This is a genomic window from Winogradskyella aurantia (assembly GCF_002266855.1).
In the GTDB taxonomy this organism is placed as follows: Bacteria; Bacteroidota; Bacteroidia; order Flavobacteriales; family Flavobacteriaceae; genus Winogradskyella; species Winogradskyella aurantia.
Genome location: NZ_NGJN01000005.1, coordinates 164,250 through 186,834, shown reverse-complemented (window position 1 = coordinate 186,834; position 22,585 = coordinate 164,250). Strand labels below are relative to the sequence as shown.

Below are 22,585 nucleotides of genomic sequence, written 5' to 3'. Positions count from 1 at the left end.
TAAAAGCCAATTCATTCATTTGAATTGGCTTCTTTATTTTTATACCTTTAGAAAATATTAACTCGCTATTAATGAAACAATTAATCCATTTCCTCTATTTTCTTATTCCCTTTGGCCTATTTGCCCAGTCAGATACTGAAGTTGTACTATTCGATTTAAATATTGAAAACGGGTCAATTGAGCTAAGTAATTTCGAGAATATTTCAAACAATAGTGGGTACGACAATCAACCGTCATTTTTAAATGACAATCGGCTTTTTTATGCCTCCACAAGGAACGGACAAACAGATATTGCGCAGTATTTTATTAAATATAGTTCAAAAATCTGGGTGAACTTCACCGAAAGTAGTGAGTATTCACCATTGAACATCCCGAATAAAAATGAAGTTTCTGCCGTAAGGCTTGACAAGGATGGTAAACAAGGTCTTTACGCGTACGACCTTAGCACTGGAGAATCCTATGCGCTTATCGAAGACCTTATTGTAGCTTATTATGTCTGGTATGATGAGAACACTATTGTTTCCGCAGTGATTGAGGATGACATGCTCAATCTCTATATAACTGACCTTCGAAGTAGTAAAAACCGAAAATATGCAACCAATGTAGGACGCTCTATTCATAGAATTCCAGGTTCAGATTTAGTCAGTTTCATATCTAAATCCAATCCTAATCAATGGCAAATAAAATCGTTAAATCCTGCAACAGGTAGCGTAAGAACTATAGCCAATACCATTGAAGATGTAGAGGATATGTGTTGGTTAAACCCAAAGACGTTACTCTCAGGAAAAAAGAACACCTTATACAAATTGACCTTACAAAAAGATAATTATTGGAAAACAGTAGAAAATCTTTCATCATTCGGAATTTTCAATATTACACGAATAACGGTGAACCCCGTTTTTAACAAGCTTGCTATGGCCGTGGAACTCGTAACGGAAGACAATAATGAAAAGACCATTGATCAAGTAGCAGGAGTGAAAACAGATGGCGGTCGTGAAGTGAGTTCAATGATAGAAGCCATTGTTCAACAACAATTAGAGGCCTACAACCAAAGGGATATAGAGGGCTTTATGGCAACCTATGCAGATGATATAACACTATATAACTACCCTAACCAACTTACGGCTCAAGGCAAAGATCAGATGCGAACCGCATATACAAATTTATTCAAGAATGCACCAGATCTTAACGCGATTATCAAAAATCGCATTGTGATTGGCAATAAGGTTATTGACGAGGAAGAAGTCAGGGTTAACGGCAAAACGCTTCGTGCTGTAGCCATTTATGAAATTGAAAACGGCTTGATAAAAAAGGTTACCTTTATACAATAGTGTAACATAATATCTTTCTTGAACACTAATAAGTAGCCCTCTACTATCTACATAATTTCCTACTTCATCAAAACCAATCATAATGGGATTATTCTGGGATTTAATTCAACAAAGTGAACTTGACGAGCAAAAAGGTAAGGCCGACTCTTTGGATGAACGCGTAACTCAACTCGAAAGTGAATTAGAAAAAACCAAGGCATTACTTCTAAAAACCTTAAAATTATTAGAAACACATTCTGGTACGGACATCAATGAAGACGGTCAAATAGGATAACCCTACTAGACTTTCACAACATTTTTTCCCATAGCTAAACCTGTTATATGCTGGTGCGTATAGCCCTAAGGTTGCAAAATCAAATGTCTTAACATTTATAAATGGCAAATAGACAAATTTTCTGTAACTTTTGAAACTGATATATCTCGGATATCAAGGGAATATGATACTAACTAATTAAAACCGCTCTAATGAAGGCATTTCAATTGGCGTTCTGCGCCTTATTATGCGTAAGCTTAAGTGTTTATCCTCAAAGAAAAAAACAAAAACAAACTTCTCAAAGTCATCTGGTCGATAGCCTCAGCCAAGGCCTTAAGTGGCGTAATATAGGTCCATTTAGAGGAGGGCGTAGCGTGGCGTCCACTGGTGTTGTAGGCCAACCATTAACCTTTTATATGGGTTCTACAGGTGGTGGTGTATGGAAGACTACCGATGCAGGTACTACCTGGTTTAATATTTCCGATGGCCATTTTAAAACAGGTACGGTAGGTGCTATTGCTGTAAGCGAATCTGACCCAAATATTGTCGTTGTAGGAATGGGAGAACATGCTGCAAGAGGTGTAATGACCTCAATGGGGGATGGTGTGTATAAGTCTATGGATGCTGGAAAAACCTGGAGCCATATCGGTTTAGAAAAGACTAGGCACATTTCTGATGTCATAATACACCCTAAGAATCCCGATATCATTTACGTCTCAGCTCAAGGAGCTCAATACGCCCCTTCTGAAGAACGGGGTATTTACAGAACCATAGACGGTGGCAAAACTTGGGAAAGAGCCTTATTTATTAATAATATCACTGGTGCTTCAGACCTATCCATGGATTTCAATAATCCAAGAATTTTATATGCTGCTATGTGGGAACACAGGCGCTTTCCTTGGTATATAGAATCTGGTGGTGAAAGTTCAGGTCTTTATAAATCCATAGATGGCGGTAGCAGTTGGGAAAAAATGGAATCTGGACTACCAGAAATAATTGGCAAAGCTGGAATCTCTGTTTCCCGAGCCAATTCTGAACGGGTTTTTGCCGTTATTGAAGCTGAAGCTGAAAAGGCAGGGGTATACCGATCGGATGACGCTGGTAAGAACTGGGTTCAAGTTAATAAAAACCGAATCAATATTACCAGATCTTGGTACTACATGGAGATTTTTGCAGACCCTCAAAACCAAGATCTCGTTTATGTACTTAATGCACCGCTTATGAAATCTATAGATGGTGGACGTACATTTAGTAATATTCCTGTTCCACATGGCGATAATCATCATTTATGGATTAATCCCAACAATAACTTAAGCCTTATTAATTCAAATGATGGCGGAGCTAATATTTCGCTAAATGGTGGCAAAAGTTGGAGTACACAGAAAAATCAACCTACTGCTCAGTTTTACCGCGTAATTACAGATAATCGTGTTCCCTACTACGTTTATGGGGGTCAGCAGGACAACTCTACTATGGCTATAGCAAGCAGAACTAGAGATGCCGGTATTGGCTGGAAAGATTGGTATCCAACGGCAGGCGGTGAGAGTGCATTTCTAGCCTTTGACCCAGACAACCCAAGTGTGGTTTATGGCGGCACCTATCAAGGCAATATAAGCAAGTGGTATTCTCAATCAACTGAACAAAAATCGATCAAGCAGTATCCGGAACTTGGCTTAAGTATAGCTCCAAAAGACTCAAAATACCGTTACAACTGGAACGCTCCTATTATTAGTTCACCCCACGACAGGTCAACTATTTACCACGCGGGTAATGTGGTCTTCAAAACGACTGATGGTGGTTTAAGTTGGGATACTATTAGTCCAGATCTCACTAAAAATGAAACTGAAAAACACGGTCCTGGAGGAGGGCCTTTCACTAACGAAGCTGCAGGAGGGGAAAACTACAATACAATTACGGCATTGGTAGAATCACAACATGAAAAAGGCGTTCTACTTGCAGGCACGGATGATGGTTTGTTACACATTACAAAAAATGGTGGTCAATCTTGGAAAGCTATTACCCCAAAAGGAATTTCCGATGGCATTATCAACAGTATTGACATTTCTGAACACAATCCAGGGACGGTTTATATTGTGGTTATGCGCTACAAGTCTATGGATTTAAGCTCGTATATCTTTAAAACAACGGATTATGGTGAGAGTTGGACAAAAATCACCAATGGTTTAAATGACCCTAATGGCTTTGCAAGGGTGGTGAGGGCTGACAAGGTAGAGGAAGGCTTACTTTACGCTGGTACTGAAACGGGCCTTTACCTATCTTTCAACGATGGCCAACTCTGGGAGCCTTTGCAATTAAATTTACCTGTAGTTCCTATTAATGATCTCACAATACAAGACAATGATCTAGTAGCTGCCACAGCCGGACGTGGTTTTTGGATTCTAGATGATTTAAGTCCGATACAACAACTTAACAATCAGAGCGAACTTCAACTCTTCAAACCCAAGGATAGCTATCGTATTTTTGGAGGAACAACAAACGCACAGAGGCAAGGCCAAAATCCCAAAAGTGGGGTTACGTTCCGCTATTTTATACCAAAAAATAAGGACACTCTCGATTTTCAGCTAGTCATACTTAAAGATGGTGATACCATACGTCGTTACACCAACAAACCTGCAGAGAACTTTAAATCATGGCCTGGTGGACCTTCAAAACCAGAAGTTCTACCTACTAAGGTTGGTATAAATTCAATGACATGGGATTTTACCACTACGGACATTCCACCAGTAGAAAATGTATTTGTTCTAGGTGGACTTGGAGGTCATTCCACGCCACCAGGTGATTATACGGCTATATTATCCCAAGGTGACACTGCAAAGGATATAAGTTTTAAGGTATTAGCAGATCCAGCCATTGAGGCTACTCAGAACGACTACGAGATACAATACAACACGCTTAAGACCATAGCCAATACGGTTAAGGAAATTCATGAATCCGTAAATAATATGAGATCAGCAAAGCGTCAGTTAGGTAATTATAGTGAACTTCTAAAGGATAAACCGGAAGCTCTAGATCTTTTAAAACTTGGCGACACCCTGATTACCAGAATAAATACCTGGGAAGAGCAACTTATACAGCCTAAACAAAAGACCTTTCAAGATGTCATAAATTTTAATAACAAACTTAACGCACAGTTAATTAATCTAGCTGGTTATATTGATGGCGCAGACCCAATGCTCACCCAAGGTGCCAAGGAACGTTTATCAGACTTATTAAAACATTGGTATGGTTTGAGACAAAAACATGACGCTATTATTGATGGTGAAATGAAAACCTATAATACTAGTTTTAAAGCTTTAAACCTGCCAGCTCTGATTATAAAGGAATAGGTTAAATGAAACTATTTTTCCGAAAAATTAGATATTTAATTCTGTATTAAATTAGGGCTTAATTGTTAGAAACACTTCAGCAGCTAGTTTTAGTTACTTACTAAACCAGTGCATGGGCAATTTATACTTAAATTATGATTAAGATATTTCGTAAAATAAGATACAATTTAATGGAGAAGAATAAAACCACCCAGTACCTCAAATACGCCCTTGGCGAAATTGTTCTCGTAGTGATAGGTATTCTCATTGCATTACAAATCAATACGTGGAATGAAGAACGTATTGCCAAACTAGAAGAGCAAAATATATTGGCAAATTTAAAGAGTGAATTTCAACAAAATAAAAAAGAACTTGCTGGGGCTATTAAAATGAATGAGCAATGTCTCAAAACCGGTAGGTACATTATGGGCTTAATAGGTGAAGACCCAACTGAAATTGCCTCTATAAACACAGATAGTATTTTATTTATGGGCTTCGAATATGCGCGCTTTACGCCCTCAGAAAATGCATTATCTGACTTGTTGCAGTCTGGCCGTTTAAATCTCATACGTAAGGAGCATTTAAAAAATTTACTCTACCAATGGTCTAGGGCCGTAAAAGGTGCCGAAGATCAATTTTCAGGTCTTGATAATAAAATTGAAGAGGACCTTGTACCCTACCTCACAAAAAACTATGCCTTAAAAGATGTAGATAGTTACGGTAGATTAGGCTGGAAATCAAAATCGCGCCTACCTATTGATAAGACTAAAATATTTAGTGATATTGAATATGAAAATCTTATGGATGATATGCTTTACAGACTCTCAGGTTATATTTTGGAGCTCAATAAAATAGATCGTATTTTCGAAGCTATTATTAATGAAACAGGACAAATTCCCGAAAAGAAAAGTCTGTAATTTAAAATCGTAGACTTTAACTAATAATTATCCTGTATTAACTGACTTTTTCAAATCTTTTGTTATTTCGTCCCACGATTTAAATAGCGTCTAAACCCATTTACAATCACCTCCAATCCTTAAATCAATAAAAAGAAGACCCAAAACTCATATAAATAACTAAATACTCTTTACAACAGGTATTTTATACGTTATGTTAACTATCTTTAGTGTATCCCATTTCAATCGACTTAACTTTCAATGTCAAATGAGTAACTAAAACCAAAAAACTAAAAATTATGACATCTCGACCTAACCAATGGGATAAAACCGAATTACAACTTTACATTTTATTACTCTGTGCCAATGCTGATATGGAGGAAACTCCTATAGAACTTGAGCTAATTAAGTCAAAGGCTAACGGCGATACATTTAAAAAAATTTACAAGGAATTTAACGGTGATAGCGAGGAACAACGCTTAGACAAAATTGAAAGGGCCATACATGACCATCAATTTACAATGATGGAACTCAGTGAATTTAGAACAGAAATCCATAAGATTTTTATGTCAGACGGTCGCCTAAGTATCAATGAGGGCAGATTAGACAGCATATTGGACAATATTCTTTATTAATATTAAAAACACCCACATTCTGACATTTGTTTAGAAAATCTAAATGCAAAAAGGGTATCAAACTAGGAAGTCACTGTTTTGATCTCCCTCCTTATAAATTTATGACCATTCTCGGTACAGAATACGTCGCTAATGATAGCAACAACAACGTTTTTGTTCAGACATTGGATAAGCCAGGTAGACTTGCTAAAAATTTAGAGCTTATGAAAATGGATATGAGTTACTGTAGTAAGGTGCTTTATAATTAAATTAAGAAGTCCTCTTACCTGTTGTATTAGCAATTGAAATTTATTGTATATTTAAATCTTCCAGATTTATCCTTTAGCTTACCTGCCGACTAACTGAACCAACCAAAATGCGCTTAAAACAATCCTCAGGAATTGTGATAGTTTTTGGGCTATTGCCAATTCTGACTTGGAATTTGCATTGTTATTGCCAATTCTTAACCACTACCCTAAAGCACAACAAAATATTCTTGACCTTCAAACAGGCCTTCTTCGATAAGGATTTAGTTACTTCTGATAGATTGCTACATGCCTCATGTTTGCCATTTCATCTTTCCTTAGACCCATGGGAATCCTATAATAAGACACTAAGACTTATAACAATAAACACTTCTTCCAACAGCAAGCCCTTGCGAATTGGCCAGGCTAATTACCCCCAAACTATACTTTTCCAAAAATTATCAAATGGAAAAAGCGTAGGATCTCAACACTATGTACAATTCAAAAAAACAAGGAATGCTTCAATTAGCAACCAAATAAAGTTTAGTGCTTTGGAAGATACTATTCAAAATGACACCTACGGGTAATACAGTATAACACCAGAAGTATTAACACCATCACCTATACCTAACCAAACAAGTTTCTTTTCAAAGAAAAGACGCATTTCAACTAAACTAAGTCAATAATCCATGGAACCACTAACCACCAATGAATTTAAACCTACACAAAATCAATCGCGCATTAATGCCCTAGACGTAATTAGAGGTATCGCCCTGTTTGGTATTTTACTAATGAATATAAACGGTATGGGATTACCCTTTTCGTATTCAGACCCAAGTGTACTTGGACATACCGAAGGCCCAAACTATGGGGTATGGTTTGCCAACGAAATGTTTTTTGAAGGCACCATGCGCGGTCTGTTCACTATTCTTTTTGGTGCGGGCGTCATATTACTTACCACACGTCTCATCGATAAAGGTGCTGGTATTTCTACAGCAGATGTTTACTACCGCAGAATAGTGTGGTTATTATTGTTTGGACTTTTAAACTCTTGGGTATTCCTGTGGAATGGAGACATACTATATGCCTATGCCCTATTTGGATTCTTTTTGTTTCCATTTAGAAACCTACCGGTTAAAAATCTATTGATTATTGCCGCGGTTTTAATAGGCTTAGGAATGGTCTGGGATGTTAGCGATTATCACAAAAACAAAGACCTTAAAAAAGAAGCGGAACAAGCTACGGCCTTAAAAGAAAGCGGCGCCACCCTCGATAAAAACGCTGAACAAGCTGTGGCTAAATGGGACGAAGCGAAACACAAAAAAACATCAGAAGAGATACAGGAGCAAATAGATGGTATGCATGGAAATTATTTCGAAGTAATGCAACATAAAGCTAGTGAGATTCAATGGATGCAGACCTGGTTCCAATATCGTTATGGCGCATGGGATATCTTAAGTTTTATGTTTTTAGGTATGGCATTTTTTAAGTTGCGTATCCTGCATGGTGAACGAACCGTAAAATTTTACGCAGTATTATTGCTTATCGGCTATATCGTTGGCTTAAGTATTAATTACTATGAGGTTAGATTGATTACCGATAGTAATTTCGATGCATTAAAAATTTATGAAGCCTCACAGACTTACAGTGTAGGTCGTTTATTTGTAACCTTAGGCCATATTGGTCTTTTTATGTTGTTTATCAAGTCCGGAATTATCGGCTTCCTTCAATCGGGATTGGCTGCTGTTGGTAGAATGGCACTCTCTAATTATTTAATGCATAGTATCATCACTTCTATTGTTTTCATAGGTTTTGGACTCTACGGTCAATTAGAGCGTTATGAATTATACTATGTGGTTTTCAGTATATGGATTTTCCAACTCATCACCAGTCCAATATGGTTAAAGTATTTTCAGTTCGGCCCATTTGAATGGGTATGGCGTTCATTGACCTATGGTAAGAAGCAACCCTTTAAAAGATAATAAGAATGGCTCAAGATAAATCGCGCGTTCAATCCCTCGATTTTTTAAAAGGTTTGGTCATTGTCATTATGGCTTTAGACCATGTGCGTGATTATTTTCATAGAGATATTTTTTATTTTAGCCCTACAGATATTGACCAAACCAATGGATGGTTATTTTTTACGCGTTTTATCACGCATTTCTGTGCTCCGGTTTTTGTCTTATTGGCTGGTACTTCCGCCTTTTTTGTTCATCAACGGATTGGAAATTCAGAACTTAGCAAATGGCTGATAAAAAGAGGTTTATGGCTTGTTTTTGCAGAAATAGTTATTATTGCTTTTGGATGGCGATTCCTATTCAATTTTAATAGTATCATTTTTCAAGTGATTTGGTTACTTGGTATTTCAATGATCTTTTTAGCTGTTTTTGCGCACATCCCAAAAAAAATAATGATTCCTGTGTGTCTCATTGTCATTTTTGGCCATAATAGCTTAGACGGTTTTACGGGAGGGCAATTCAGCGATTTGTGGACACTACTTCACGTGCGAGGCCCAATTAAATTGACAGAAAATGTTAGAATTATAAGTGCCTACCCCTTAATACCCTGGATTTTTGTTATGCCTCTAGGTTATCATCTTGGTAGCCTATACAACTCTAGCTATGACCCTTCTGCTAGACGACGTTTATTAATTAAGCTAGGGCTTAGCGCAGTTGTTTTGTTTTTTGTCATCCGAATATTCAATGTATACGGCAATATGACGCCGTGGTTACATTACGACGAATTCACTAAAACCGTAATCTCTTTCTTCAATATTACGAAATACCCACCATCACTGCTGTATTTGCTGATAACACTTGGACCATCTTTAATAGTATTGGCCTGGGCAGAACATTTTAAAGGTACTGTTTACAACATGATGGTATTGTTCGGAAAAGTGCCGATGTTTTTTTACATCATACACATTTACTATATCCATTTGCTCGCGCTTTTTGCCGTATATCTAACGGGCTATGATCCAAACTTGATGTTTGTTGAAATATTTATAACTTTTGAAACGAGACTGCAAGGTTATGGCTTTTCCTTAGGAGTGGTTTACCTGGTCTGGTTATTTGTGGTGCTGACGCTTTATCCCGTTTGCGTTTGGTTCTGGAACTATAAGAAAACACACCGCCATTATTGGTGGCTAAGCTATTTATAATATTTATTTAATATGAAACTAAAACAATCCTTATTTATCGGTATCATTCTTAGCCTATTTGGTTTGGTTAGTTGGGAATCATATTGGCGTTCCCAAGGGTTAATGCCTAATTTAGATGACAATAAAAATCTCTGGGCCAATCAGCGTACGCAACTCGATAAAGACCATAGCAATATGGTGGTTTTTATAGGGTCTTCGCGCATTTTGTATGACATTCAATTAGACGTTTGGCAAGACTTAACACAGACTAAGCCGATTATGCTTGCCACCCAAGGGGCTTCGCCGATACCCGTCTTTAGAGATCTTGTGAATAATACGGACTTTTCGGGCACGCTTGTCGTTGGGATTACGCCACCATTGTTTTTTTCAACGACCTTTCCTGAAGCATCCCCTATAAAGCGGTCTCAAACGCTAGTTGATCATTATCACAATAGAACCTATACCCAAATAATTAATCATAAACTGTCCGTGCCACTTCAAACCAACTTGGCCTTTATTAGGGACGGTGATGAAAGTTGGGATTCTGATGTAGACTTAAAAACCTTATTAAGTCATATTCACATAGGTAATCGCGGGCCAAAACAAGGACCTCCATTTTATAATTTCGAGGAAATTGATTTGAATAGGCACATGAAAATGCCTGAATATGTGACCAACGATACAACATATGCCAATACGATTAAAAAGGTTTGGACCTCAATCTTAACCAATGGTGATCGACCTCCTCCAGATAAGGAATCAACAACAGCTGCCTTTCTGGAATTGGCCGAAAAATTCAAGGCTAGAGGTGGAAATTTGATTTTATTGCGATGTCCTTCCTCTGGTCTATTTCTAGAAGTTGAAACCAAAGGGTTTCCCAGGGACAGCTTTTGGGATGAATTGGTAGAAAAAACTGGGGTAAAAGGATACCATTACGCTGACTATCCACAGTTCCAAAATTTGTTTTTACCAGAATGGTCGCATCTTGCCACAGAAGACGCACGTTTCTTTACAAGAGAGCTGATACAGATAATGGAAAAAGATAACGCCTTAATCCCTTAGCCATGGACTTAAGAAAATCGCTGATACTAGCCATCATAATTAGTAGTCTTAGTCTTATACTTTGGGAGTGCTATTGGCGTACAAAACCAGAATACTATACGGCGTATTTAGAAGATGATAGAAACTTATGGTCAGAGCAAAGAGCTAAAGTTGACCATTTAACATCTGATGATGTGATTTTAATCGGGGCTTCCAGAACAGGTTATAATTTCAATACACACATATGGGAGGAAATACAAGGTGTTAAACCCATTCACTTAAGCGCCAACGGAAAACCTCCAGGCCCTTTTCTTGAAGATATTGTAAATAATACCGATTTTAATGGCACCATAGTTATGGGTATTGTACCCCTTATGGTTTTCAGGTCTCCGAATCATCCAAGAAGTGTGACGGCACGACAATGGGTTGCGCATTACTATAACAGAACATATGCGCAAAAACTTGGTTTTGCATTGTCTAAACCACTTCAAAGACATCTAGTGATGTTATCCTCGTCGGAACTTAAATCATATAACAACTTAGATTTAAAATCCCTTATCAATACCATCTCCTTCACCGAAAATCGCGTTGAAGACAATGAATTTAAATTGGTCAATATTGGTTACAATGACGAAGATAGAAATCTCATAATGTTCCCTAGGTTAACGGAGAACCCCTTTTACCAAAAAGAAATAACCGATGTGTGGAATAGTTTTCTCCCCAACCTCCCCGATTATTCTGAGGACACAGAAAAAATAGCATTTGAAAGTATTGATCATTTACATCAACTCATAAAGAAATTTAAAGCACGTGGTGGACGGTTAGTTCTTGTACGGCACAAAGTTGAGGCTGAATGGTATGTGCACTCCAGCAGGGCGATGCCAAGAGAAAAGGTATGGGACAAATTTGTTGACATTGTAGATTGCCCAAACTATCATTTTGAAGATTACGAGTTTATGTCGAAACACACTTTACCAGAATGGTCTCATATGAATGCACAGGATGCCAAAACCTATACTCAGGATTTTGTAAATAAACTCATACAAGATAAACACCTAACTAAAAAAATCAACTAGATATGCTCTTTAACTCACTAAGCTTTGTAGTATTTTTAATACTTGTACTCGGGCTATATTATTCAAAACTATTTAACTGGACCAATAAAAAACGTATGCTGCTATTGGCTAGTTATGTGTTTTACGGTTTATGGAATCCTCCTTTGGTCTTATTACTTTGGATTTCTACAATCGTAGACTATACGGCAGGAAATAAATTAGCCAAAGAAACCCATAAGAGCAAGCGAAAATTCTGGTTGACTTTAAGCCTCATTGTTAACTTGGGGTTTCTAGGTTTTTTTAAATACGGTAATTTCCTGCTCGAAAATTTTGTAGCCCTTCTCAATAGTATTGGTATTGACTTTCAGGCACAACCCATGGATATTATTTTACCAATGGGCATCTCATTTTACACTTTTCAGACCATGTCATATACCATAGATATGTATAAAGGTAAAATGAAACCTGCCCGAACGTTTTTGGATTTTGCACTCTATGTTACTTTTTTCCCTCAGTTAGTTGCGGGTCCTATAGTACGGGCCACAGATTTAATCACTCAATTCTATGAAGAAAAAAAGGCGACAGTAGAGCAGTTTATATGGGGATTGTTTTTACTTACCATAGGTTTATTTCAAAAGGTGGTTTTGGCCGATACGCTTTTATCTGAAACATCAGATACCGTATTTAGCTCAAATGAATTACTGCATGGCGTAGATGCCTGGGTAGGAACTATTGCCTTTTCTGGACAAATATTTTTCGATTTTGCAGGCTATTCCACCTGCGCTATTGGTATAGCCTTAATGTTAGGTATCATTCTCCCTGATAATTTCAGGTATCCTTATGCCTCTATTGGCTTTTCAGACCTATGGCGCCGTTGGCATATTACCTTATCAACATGGCTAAGAGATTATCTGTACATACCCTTAGGTGGTAATAGACATGGCATTACCAAAATGTATGCGGCCTTAATGATCACTATGTTATTAGGAGGCTTATGGCACGGTGCTGCATGGACATTTATGGTTTGGGGAGGGCTTCATGGGTCTTACCTCATTCTAGAGCGTATCCAAAAACGTTACATCCCTTTTAAGGTTAATGCTTATAACGGTATTTTTTTAGCACTCCTCACCTTTTCTTGTGTAAACATTACCTGGGTGTTTTTTAGAGCCCGGTCATTTGAAAAAGCATGGAATATGATTACATCCATGTTCTATATGCAAGCAGATGGCACCAAAATACTAGGTACATTTGAAATACTGAAAGTCACTAGCCTCATTGCCATAATGTTTCTATGCCACTGGTTGATGCGAAATAGTTCCCTTAAGGCTCTAGCTAAAAACACACCCTCATGGGTGTTGGGAATAGCATGGGCTCTGATGTTCTTTCTCATTGTAATATCCCAAGGTAGCGGTGAACAATTTATATATTTTCAGTTTTAGAATAATTTGCTTCAATGCTAAAATTTTCCCGTCCTATCCGTCATTATCGAAACACAATTTTGCTTTTGCAAAATCAAAGCTCTAGTGGAGTCCTCACGAAACTGGGGATTTTGAAGATAGACGCTAACGGAAAAAATAGAAACCAGATGTATGATTAAGTTCTTTAGACATATTCGTAAAAACTTGCTTATGAAAAATCAAACAGGTAAATATTTCAAATACGCCCTAGGTGAAATCATTCTGGTGGTTATTGGGATTTTAATTGCCCTTCAGATTAATAATTGGAATGAACAAAGAAAAAAACAGGCCTTAGAATTGGAGCTTCTAAAGCAAATTAAGAGCGAAATTGAATCCCTAGAGTACGACGTCTCAACAGATTTAACTTTTTTAAAACTCGGACAAAGAAGTCACGATAGAATTTTAAAGGCAATACAAAACAACGCCCCTTTTACAGAAGATTTGGTTTATGAATTCCTATGGCTAAAAGATGATGAGTATATTTATCCGAAATCAGCGGCCTACGACAAAATAAAAATGGAAGGGCTTGAACTTATTAAGGATAGTATACTCAAAGATGAATTACAGTTATTATATGAGAGCTATTTCCCAAGAATAAGCAAAGACCATGCGTTTTATCCTGATATTGAACTATTACTAAGCGACTATTATATAAAGAACTTTATTCCTAACTACGACACTTCTATATCCTTCTTTGAAATTATAGATAATGATACCATTCAATTACCAAGATACAATACCAAGAATGGAAATAAAGTCGCAGTACCAGAAGGCTATATTCCTTTAGACTTTGAAAAAGTAAAGAACGATACTGAATTTCTTATGCTATTGAAGCAAGCTAAAAAGTATAGAGATTATAAAATTAGAAGGTATGATTTAACTAAAGAAGGTATGATGACTACCAAGCGACTAATAGAGCTTAGACTGAACAATGACAAAAAATGATTAAATTCTTCCGTCACATCCGTCAAAACCTTATTATGAAAAATCAAACATCCAAACCTGCCTCCCAAACAGGGAGGTACTTCAAATACGCCATAGGTGAAATTATTTTGGTGGTGATTGGGATTATGATCGCTTTACAAATCAACACCTGGAAAGAAGAACAGCAACTCAAAAAAGAAGAAAGGAAAATTCTCCAAAATCTCGCTATCGATTTTAAAATGAGAAAAAATGAACTGTTTGAGTTTAATGAGTTTACCATCAAGGAATTAAATGCAATTGACCAGATGCTACTTCAATGCAACAAGCCCAAATTGATTTATAAAGCAGAAACTCTGGATAGTTTATTATCATTTATGGGTAATTCTTATTCTTTCAACGATAGCTTTCAATTGTTGGATCTATTATTCAACACAGGTAAAATTGATATTATAGAAAATGAAGCGCTCAAAAAAGACCTACTCATCTGGCCCTGGCTCGTAGAAGAACATCTCGAAGAAACAAGAACTATACAGAAAATTAGAATTGAAAAAGAATCCACTATTTGGGAGCAGTATATCTCTTACGCAGATACCTTTTCATATTTTAATTTTAGAGATTATCGTTATCAAATAATTACAAATCCCAATTTAAAAACAGATCATTTCGGCTTATTTAATAATCGTATGTTTATTAACAACCTCATTTCCAGACGAGGCACATTGCTTATAATGTATAATGACAGAGTTAAATTAATTGAAACCGCGGATAGGATTTTAAACAATATTGAAATGGATCTAAAATGATTAAATTCTTCCGTTACATCCGTCAAAACCTTATTATGAAAAATCAAACATCCAAACCTGCCTCCCAAACAGGGAGGTACTTCAAATACGCCATAGGTGAAATTATTCTGGTGGTGATTGGTATTCTCATTGCACTTCAAATCAATAATTGGAATGAAAATAGAAAACTAAAACAACTTACCGATGGGATTTATTCTACCATAAAATCAGATTTAGAAGCAGATATTGCGAAGACGGAACTGTTTTTGAATTACTATGATTCCGTTAGAAAACCACTTTTTTTATCCTTTTTAAGAGACGAGCTTATCAAAGAAGAGGTTATAAAAAATCCGAGCCTTCAATTGGGATTTCGTGGTTGGGATGATATTAGAATCAGCACGCGAGGTTATGAGCTGCTTAAAAATTTACCTAGTATCAGTAATTCAAATCAATCATTGGCTAACAAAATAGCTGATTTTTATAATACACATCTTTACGAAATAGAGATAGCCCAAATAGAGCTGGCCCAAGAGTTTTTAGACAATAACCTTCATTTTAAGAGGAAAGGTTTTACTTGGAGTTATGTAATGGGTCGGCATGATGAGAACTTTATAGAATACTATCTTTATGATGACGATGCTAAAAACAGAATGGCTGCCTATTACTTGTTCTTTAACATCTATACCAACGAACTCAGAAATTTTAAAGGTAAAGCGCGGAGTATTATAGATTCAATAAATACCGATTTAAATGATTAAATTCTTCCGTCACATCCGTCAATCACTGATTATGAAAAACAAAACAGGTAAACCTGCCTTCCAAACAGGGAGGTACTTCAAATACGCCATCGGAGAAATTGTCCTCGTAGTTATAGGAATTTTAATTGCCTTACAGATAAGCAATTGGAATGAAACCAGAAAACTCAAACAACAAGAGATTTTCTATTATTGCAAAATAAATGAAGACCTCAGCAATGACCTCTTAAATATTGAGCGTTCTTTAGCAACGCTAAATGAGCGACAAATAAGTACAAATCGATTTTTAATCAACCTATTAAAAATTCAAGAGGATAAATCCGTTTTACTAGATGATTACTTAGCTGCTGTGCGGTCCTACCGTTTTATCCCCTCTAAATCGGCCATCATTGATATTACATCTTCTGGAAAATTAGAAAATCTAAAAAATCAGGACTTAAAAAATGCCATTTTAAATTATTATTCTGAGTTAGACAATGCCATACAAATTATTGAAGTCAATCAAAACCTTTTAACGGATTCATCCAGACTAATTAATTATACGGACTTTGGAATTCAAGAAGTACCTTTCTATAGAGATAGCTATAGTAAAGAGTTACAAACGCTATTAAAAAGTGTCAATTGGCATAGAGATCCCCATCATCCTATTTTCATTGCACTACAAGATGAAATGAATTTAACAATAATAGTTTGTGAGCGCGAAAAACAATTAATAAACGAAATGAAGAAAAGAGCCGAAGATTTAATTCAGAAAATTGAACCATTTTGCTTTTAAGCTTTTTATATGATTAAATTCTTCCGTCACATCCGTCAAAACCTTATTATGAAAAATCAAACATCCAAACCTGCCTCCCAAACAGGGAGGTACTTCAAATACGCCATAGGTGAAATTATACTTGTGGTTATTGGAATTCTCATTGCACTTCAGATTAACAGTTGGAATGAAAACAGAAAGAATCAAATTAAGGAAAGAATTATCTTAAATAGTTTTTTAACTGATCTAAATTCTGATATAGGTTTCATAGAGATTGAATTAAAATCAAAAAAAATAGATTTCAATAATTATATAGAATGTCTGGATATTTTAGCGAACAGAAAAAAAGCAAATAAGGAAACATTTTTTAAACATTATAATTCAATTTTAGCTGTTGGTGGTCTGGCATTGAATACCACAACTTTTGAGAACATTAAAGCTTCCAGCCAATTGGGATTAATTAGAAATAAATCCTTAAATGATGAAATCGTAAAATATTATACTATTGATTACGAGGGTTGGTATTCTGCACTTAGTGATTACACGAGAAACATTACAGCTCCATATATTTTAAGTTTTGATTATAAACCATTTGCATACGTTTCAAAATATATCCAAGAAATTGGAATAAAGCTTCCTGATTTGGATTTTGATTTTCAAGAAGAAAAACTTGTAGAGTATTCAGACTATAATATTGAAGAAAAGTCTCTGGAAGATTATAAGAATAATATTTTTATAATTAACACCTTAAGACAAAAGGCTCAAAACATTCAGGGCATCATGTATCAATTAAAACTGCTTTCAGATAGTTCAGAAAAACTCAAATCATCCATTGAAAATTATCTAACCAATAATGATTAAATTCTTCCGTCGCAACCGTCAAAACCTTATTATGAAAAATCAAACAGGACGATACTTTAAATATGCCGTAGGCGAAATTATTCTTGTTGTTATTGGAATTCTTATCGCCTTACAAGTCAATAATTGGAATAATGACAGAAATGATATCAAGGCGAATAAAAATCTGATGGGAAGGCTACTTTTTGAAAGCCAAAAAAATAAAAAAGCAGTTGAAGAAAATTTAGAATCCATAGAATCCTTAATGAAGGATTGTGAAACACTTTTGGGATTTATTGGGACTAAGCCTGCTCATACTGGTGAAAAAACAATTGATACACTAATTTACTCTATACTAACTTCACCAGATTTAATTTACAAAGGATCAACTCTTAACGAGGCCTTAAACTCTGGTCAATTATCATTAATATTATCCGACAGCCTTCGTGATTATTTATATCAAATACCAAGTTTATATTCAGATATCAAAAGAACCGAGGATGTAGAGAATTTAGATGGATCAAACAATTTCGTACCATTTCTGTATGACAATATTTCTTTGAGGCAGATAGATTACAGGTTTGCCCCAATAAAAGAAAGGATTGGAAAAAGTAAATTATCTCAATTTGATAACAGAGTTATTTTAAAAAGTAGAAAATTTGAAAGCATGGTAGACAATAAAATGTTTCTCCTAAATAATATGAAAAGAAAAAATCTTGCTTTTAATATAGTTAATGATAGCATTATAAAATTATTGAAAGCTGAAATTGAAAAAATCCAATAAATGATTAAGTTCTTCAGACATATTCGTAAAAACTTGCTTATGAAAAATCAAACATCCAAACCTGCCTCCCAAACAGGGAGGTACTTCAAATACGCCATTGGCGAAATTATTCTCGTGGTCATAGGTATTCTCATTGCGCTTCAGATTAATAATTGGAATGAAACTAGAAAAGAAAGAGCCTTTGAGCTTGAAATGCTGCGTTCTTTTAAAACATCCTTGACTACTGACTTGGCCGATATAAACTATAATATTGCAAAACACCAAGCAAGTCTTTTAGCCTGCGATTCAATTTTAGAACTCATGACATCCTCAAACCAAATACATGAAGATGCGCTATCTGAACTCTTTGCTAAGGCATTTTTTGTGACTCGTTTTGTGTATTCTTCTAGTGCTTTTGAATCCTTAAAAGCCAAAGGTGTTAATATCATTTCAAATCAGAAACTACGAAAGAAAATTATAGATGTTTATGACTCGCGTTACAGGTTTTTTGGTATTGCTGAAGATGACTATGCTAAAAACTACTTTTTAGGGATTCAAGAAATTTTTCCGCTTAGATTCGAAGGAGGTGTCGATTATGATATCATTTCAGGTGATTTTGTTGGGTCTCTGAGACCTATTGATTTTGAATTACTTAAAAAGGATGAAGAATTTATGTACTACCTGAAAACCAATAGAAACTGGACTGACCTTTACATTAATTTTCATTACAAGGGACTTAAATCAGATGTTGTAGCCCTTATCGATTTGATTGACCAAGAACTGAATAAACGTCAGGCCATATGATTAAGTTCTTTAGAAAGATTAGATACGACCTTATGAATCGAAATAAGACTGCTAAATATCTTAAATATGCCATCGGCGAAATTGTACTTGTGGTTATTGGTATTCTTATCGCGCTTCAATTAAATATTCAAAAGGAAGACGCTCAAGAAAAAATAGTAACAGAAGAACTGTTAATCGGTATTCAAGCCGATTTAAAGTTGGAAGCAGAACGTATCGATTATTTAATTGCCTATTACAGCACTATAATGGAGGGCGTTCAACATATTATCCTTTTCCAACAAGGTAAAGCAAACTACAGCAATGAAGAATTAGGTCAATATTTTCTAAACGCTTTCGAATATCGTAAATTTTCTAAATTCAATACGAATTATCAAACCCTGTATGGAAGTGGCCTACTTCAAAAAATCAAAGACAACAGCATTCCCGAAGCTATTATTAGTTATTATTCACGCCAATTCCTTGAATGGTCTTTGGAGGTTTATCAACAAAAAGCAGGAAGCTTTAACTTTAACCAATCGAGCACATTCGTTCCACTAGATAAACTTAGAACAAGCACAAATTACCAAAGTATTCCTAATTATCGATTGGAATTGAAAAACACCTTTGAAACCGATTTTAAAACATTTGTTAAGGAACCTGAAGTCCTCAACTTTTTAGTAGGTCTGCTGCACCAAAGTGCTTTGGTTTTTGACAATTTAAGCACCTATAAAGCATCGAACCTAGTCTTATCAAAACGTATAGAAAACTACCTAAATCAATAAAATATATTTCAAATCCCAAGAAATTAAAATCAGATGAACGAACAACTGATAGCATTTTAATATCTTTAGGGTTAGCAACCTCAACTACAACCATTGACCTAATTTACTTTCAACCTAAAGGAAGTAAATGATTAAAATTTTTCGCCGGATTCGGCAGCAACTGCTCTACGAGAATAAAATTTCGAAATACGGCTTCTATGCCATTGGTGAAATTCTCCTTGTGGTCATTGGTATTTTAATAGCCTTACAGATAAATAATTGGAATGAGGAAAGAAAAGCTGTCATTGAGGAGGGTCTCTATCTCAATCGTCTTCTGGTTGAAACCAACGAGAATATTACGACGTTTAATGCAGAGATTAACCGCATAAAACTAGGCATAGAAACTATTATAAGGTTTAGTGAAGCTTTAAAAAAAAGTGATTCTAGTGATTCTCTTTTAGTCGAACGCGCTAACACCTATTTTCAAACGGGTAGTATCTATCCCAATTTTTCCTCCTCTACCTCAACCTTTGATGATTTGTCGAGTACGGGCAACCTTAAGGTTATTAGAAACAGCAATCTGCGAGACAGCCTCGTAAAACTATATGCAAAACAAGAGGAAGTCAAAGAACGAATACGGGTGAGCACTGAATGGGCCCTTCCTGTAGATGGGGCCTTCACTTATGAGCATAGCATTATGCGTTTTGAACCTGCTTCGAGTTTTCTATTTCCAACAACCCCTTATAATAAATTAGCCCAAGAATTACGTGACAATAGATTGGACTATATCAATATAATCGCTACGCATTATTGGATTAAAAAGGATGCTATAACTATGTTAAACACCCTCATCCACGATACAAAAGCTCTAAACGCATTATTAAAGAAAGAACTACTCAACCATGATTGAATTTTTGCGTAATACGCGTCGTTCATTAATTAAGCAAAACCAAATGGGACGATACCTTAAATATGCGATAGGTGAAATAATACCAGTGATGGTGGGTATTTTATTGGCCTTACAAGTAAATACCTTAAATACGCCATTGTTAAAATTCTCTATGTGGTTATTGGGGTTCTAATTGCTTTACAGATTAATATGTGTTAGATAAACCCTATTAAAAACGATTATTTGAAAAATTAAAACTATTAAAAACCAACCAATGAAACATATATTAATTAGACTTTGCTTTTGTTTATTAGCCTTGAGCTGTGACAATTCGGAAAAGGTCGACCCCAATCAACCAATAGCCTCTCAGGCCTATCAATCTAATAGCTATGACGACTTAGTTAAACTCTTTAAACAGTGGCGAAACTTTGAAACACCACCTCTTAGAGACAAGGCACCAGATTACACCAAAGCAACTTTTGAAAAGCGCTGGCCTCAATTTAAAGACTTACAACAGCAATTAAAAGCTATAGATACCACAAGTTGGGCGGTAGATAAAAAAGTGGATTGGATGATTGTTTGGGCAGAAATGAATGGTTACGACTTTAACTATCATATTTTAAAACCTTGGGAACGTGATCCGGCATTTTACAAAAATATTTGGACCTATAAGAGCGATGTACCGGCCCATGAAGGACCAACAAACCATGCTACCACCGAGTTATGGACCTATACCTTTCCCCTATCCTCAGATGAACGCGAACGATTTCTACATGAGTTACAAGTCATACCACCTCTATACAAACAAGCCAAACAAAACTTAACCGGTAATGCTAAAGACTTATGGATTACTGGTATTCGGGATATTAAAGAGCAACGTGGGGTACTAAACGATTTAAAATCTAAACCCGAACTTCAGAACGACTCAGAAATCCTAGCAGTTATTGATACGGCTATTACAGCAACGACTGCTTTTGTGAACTGGTTAGAATCAGAATCAAAAACTAAAACAGGTCCTTCAGGTATCGGAAAAGACCATTACACCTGGTATCTACAAAATGTACATCTGGTACCCTTAACTTGGGAAAACGAGGTCACCATCTTAAAGCGCGAATTAGCACGTGCATGGACGGCTTTAAAACTCGAAGAACACCGTAACAGAAACCTCCCAAAATTGGAAGATGCGAATTCACCAGAAGCTTATGATAAGATGGCAAATGAAGCTGCCGCTAGCTTAATTAACTTTTTAGACAAACAGGATATCGTAACCGTAAAACCTTATTTTGAGCCTGCATTAAGAGAGCATTTGGGTGAATATGTACCAAAAGCAGAGCGTAATTTTTTTGTCATTGGCGAGCATTATGATCCTAGACCCTTATATTCCCATTTTTACCATTGGTTCGAACTTGCACGAATGGAGAATGAACCCCACCCAAGTGAAATTAGAAAAGGCCCCCTACTCTATAATATTTTCGATTCTAGAAATGAAGGTACAGCCACAGCCGTTGAAGAGCTATTTATGCAGGCAGGTTTGTATGATGACAGTCCAAGAACCAAAGAGATTGTATACATAATGATTGCACAACGCGCTGCAAGAGGCTTAGGCTCTTTATATGCCCATGCGAATATCATGACTATGGAGGAAGCTGGCGGTATTCATAGCGAATACACACCAAGAGGCTGGATGAAAACGGAAAAAGAACTTCTTATTTTTGAGCAACATCTCTATTTGAGACAACCAGGCTATGGCACAAGCTACATTACCGGAAAGTATCTTTTAGAAAGTGCCCTAGCCGACTATGCACAACAGCAAGAATCAGTAGGACAAGATTTTAAAGTCAAAGACTTTTTTGATGCGTTAAACAGCATAGGTAACATTCCTATATCCTTAGGACATTGGCAAATGACTGGTCGCGACAGACATTTAGAGACCATTAAAAATCAAAGTAGTGATTAAATTTTTTCGCCATTTCCGTTATA

22 protein-coding genes are annotated in these 22,585 nt (G+C 36.1%); all 22 read left to right on the top strand.

Features of this window, described 5'->3' with window-relative positions:
- Nucleotides 1–71 precede the first annotated feature (71 nt).
- The 22 genes from CA834_RS10550 to CA834_RS10445 all read left to right on the top strand — a co-directional run bounded on the left by CA834_RS10550 (nucleotide 72) and on the right by CA834_RS10445 (nucleotide 22,562).
- Nucleotides 72–1,331: a nuclear transport factor 2 family protein gene (locus CA834_RS10550; RefSeq protein WP_094968663.1), complete on the top strand. Its 1,260-nt coding sequence runs from the start codon at nucleotides 72–74 to the stop codon at nucleotides 1,329–1,331.
- 82 nt (nucleotides 1,332–1,413) lie between these two features.
- The gene (locus tag CA834_RS10545; protein ID WP_094968662.1) at nucleotides 1,414–1,605 is read left to right on the top strand and encodes a hypothetical protein; all 192 of its coding nucleotides are present in this window, start codon (nucleotides 1,414–1,416) and stop codon (nucleotides 1,603–1,605) included.
- A gap of 191 nt (nucleotides 1,606–1,796) precedes the next feature.
- Entirely contained in the window at nucleotides 1,797–4,931 is a 3,135-nt protein-coding gene (locus CA834_RS10540; protein ID WP_094968661.1) for a VPS10 domain-containing protein, read from the top strand.
- A 170-nt stretch (nucleotides 4,932–5,101) separates the two neighbouring features.
- Complete coding sequence (locus CA834_RS10535) at nucleotides 5,102–5,827, top strand: DUF6090 family protein (RefSeq protein ID WP_165764786.1); 726 nt, start codon at nucleotides 5,102–5,104, stop codon at nucleotides 5,825–5,827.
- 278 nt (nucleotides 5,828–6,105) lie between these two features.
- Nucleotides 6,106–6,441: a hypothetical protein gene (locus CA834_RS10530; protein ID WP_094968659.1), complete on the top strand. Its 336-nt coding sequence runs from the start codon at nucleotides 6,106–6,108 to the stop codon at nucleotides 6,439–6,441.
- Nucleotides 6,442–6,796: 355 nt separating this feature from the next.
- Nucleotides 6,797–7,252 (top strand): hypothetical protein, encoded by a 456-nt coding sequence (locus tag CA834_RS10525; RefSeq protein ID WP_094968658.1) that lies wholly within the window; start codon nucleotides 6,797–6,799, stop codon nucleotides 7,250–7,252.
- Nucleotides 7,253–7,354: 102 nt separating this feature from the next.
- A complete protein-coding gene (locus tag CA834_RS10520) occupies nucleotides 7,355–8,647 on the top strand; it encodes a DUF418 domain-containing protein (RefSeq protein ID WP_094968657.1) in 1,293 nt (430 codons plus the stop codon).
- Between the two features lie 5 nt (nucleotides 8,648–8,652).
- Entirely contained in the window at nucleotides 8,653–9,825 is a 1,173-nt protein-coding gene (locus CA834_RS10515) for a DUF1624 domain-containing protein (protein ID WP_094968656.1), read from the top strand.
- Nucleotides 9,826–9,837: 12 nt separating this feature from the next.
- Entirely contained in the window at nucleotides 9,838–10,866 is a 1,029-nt protein-coding gene (locus CA834_RS10510; RefSeq protein ID WP_094968655.1) for a hypothetical protein, read from the top strand.
- A gap of 2 nt (nucleotides 10,867–10,868) precedes the next feature.
- Nucleotides 10,869–11,921 (top strand): hypothetical protein, encoded by a 1,053-nt coding sequence (locus CA834_RS10505; RefSeq protein ID WP_094968654.1) that lies wholly within the window; start codon nucleotides 10,869–10,871, stop codon nucleotides 11,919–11,921.
- A gap of 2 nt (nucleotides 11,922–11,923) precedes the next feature.
- Nucleotides 11,924–13,339, top strand: a complete 1,416-nt coding sequence (locus CA834_RS10500) for an MBOAT family O-acyltransferase (protein ID WP_094968653.1) — start codon at nucleotides 11,924–11,926, stop codon at nucleotides 13,337–13,339.
- A 189-nt stretch (nucleotides 13,340–13,528) separates the two neighbouring features.
- The gene (locus CA834_RS10495) at nucleotides 13,529–14,302 is read left to right on the top strand and encodes a DUF6090 family protein (RefSeq protein WP_094968652.1); all 774 of its coding nucleotides are present in this window, start codon (nucleotides 13,529–13,531) and stop codon (nucleotides 14,300–14,302) included.
- A gap of 35 nt (nucleotides 14,303–14,337) precedes the next feature.
- Nucleotides 14,338–15,084 (top strand): hypothetical protein, encoded by a 747-nt coding sequence (locus CA834_RS10490; protein WP_133085490.1) that lies wholly within the window; start codon nucleotides 14,338–14,340, stop codon nucleotides 15,082–15,084.
- Between the two features lie 35 nt (nucleotides 15,085–15,119).
- A complete protein-coding gene (locus CA834_RS10485; protein ID WP_165764785.1) occupies nucleotides 15,120–15,821 on the top strand; it encodes a DUF6090 family protein in 702 nt (233 codons plus the stop codon).
- Between the two features lie 31 nt (nucleotides 15,822–15,852).
- On the top strand, nucleotides 15,853–16,593 hold the full coding sequence (locus CA834_RS14585; protein ID WP_110476943.1) for a DUF6090 family protein: 741 nt from the start codon (nucleotides 15,853–15,855) through the stop codon (nucleotides 16,591–16,593).
- Between the two features lie 48 nt (nucleotides 16,594–16,641).
- Nucleotides 16,642–17,433 carry a DUF6090 family protein gene (locus CA834_RS10475; RefSeq protein WP_133085489.1) on the top strand — a complete coding sequence of 264 codons (792 nt, stop codon included), beginning with the start codon at nucleotides 16,642–16,644 and terminating at the stop codon, nucleotides 17,431–17,433.
- 31 nt (nucleotides 17,434–17,464) lie between these two features.
- Nucleotides 17,465–18,193 (top strand): hypothetical protein, encoded by a 729-nt coding sequence (locus tag CA834_RS10470; RefSeq protein ID WP_165764784.1) that lies wholly within the window; start codon nucleotides 17,465–17,467, stop codon nucleotides 18,191–18,193.
- Nucleotides 18,194–18,232: 39 nt separating this feature from the next.
- Nucleotides 18,233–18,976, top strand: a complete 744-nt coding sequence (locus CA834_RS10465; protein WP_165764783.1) for a DUF6090 family protein — start codon at nucleotides 18,233–18,235, stop codon at nucleotides 18,974–18,976.
- Nucleotides 18,973–19,737, top strand: coding sequence for a hypothetical protein (locus tag CA834_RS10460; protein WP_094968646.1), 765 nt, complete (start codon nucleotides 18,973–18,975; stop codon nucleotides 19,735–19,737). The genes CA834_RS10465 and CA834_RS10460 overlap by 4 nt, the downstream gene beginning before the upstream one ends.
- A 127-nt stretch (nucleotides 19,738–19,864) precedes the next feature.
- Nucleotides 19,865–20,626, top strand: a complete 762-nt coding sequence (locus CA834_RS10455) for a DUF6090 family protein (protein ID WP_094968645.1) — start codon at nucleotides 19,865–19,867, stop codon at nucleotides 20,624–20,626.
- A 43-nt stretch (nucleotides 20,627–20,669) separates the two neighbouring features.
- Nucleotides 20,670–20,798 (top strand): hypothetical protein, encoded by a 129-nt coding sequence (locus CA834_RS14790; RefSeq protein ID WP_262508275.1) that lies wholly within the window; start codon nucleotides 20,670–20,672, stop codon nucleotides 20,796–20,798.
- Nucleotides 20,799–20,879: 81 nt separating this feature from the next.
- Nucleotides 20,880–22,562, top strand: coding sequence for a DUF885 domain-containing protein (locus tag CA834_RS10445; protein ID WP_094968643.1), 1,683 nt, complete (start codon nucleotides 20,880–20,882; stop codon nucleotides 22,560–22,562).
- The last annotated feature ends 23 nt before the right edge of the window (nucleotides 22,563–22,585 follow it).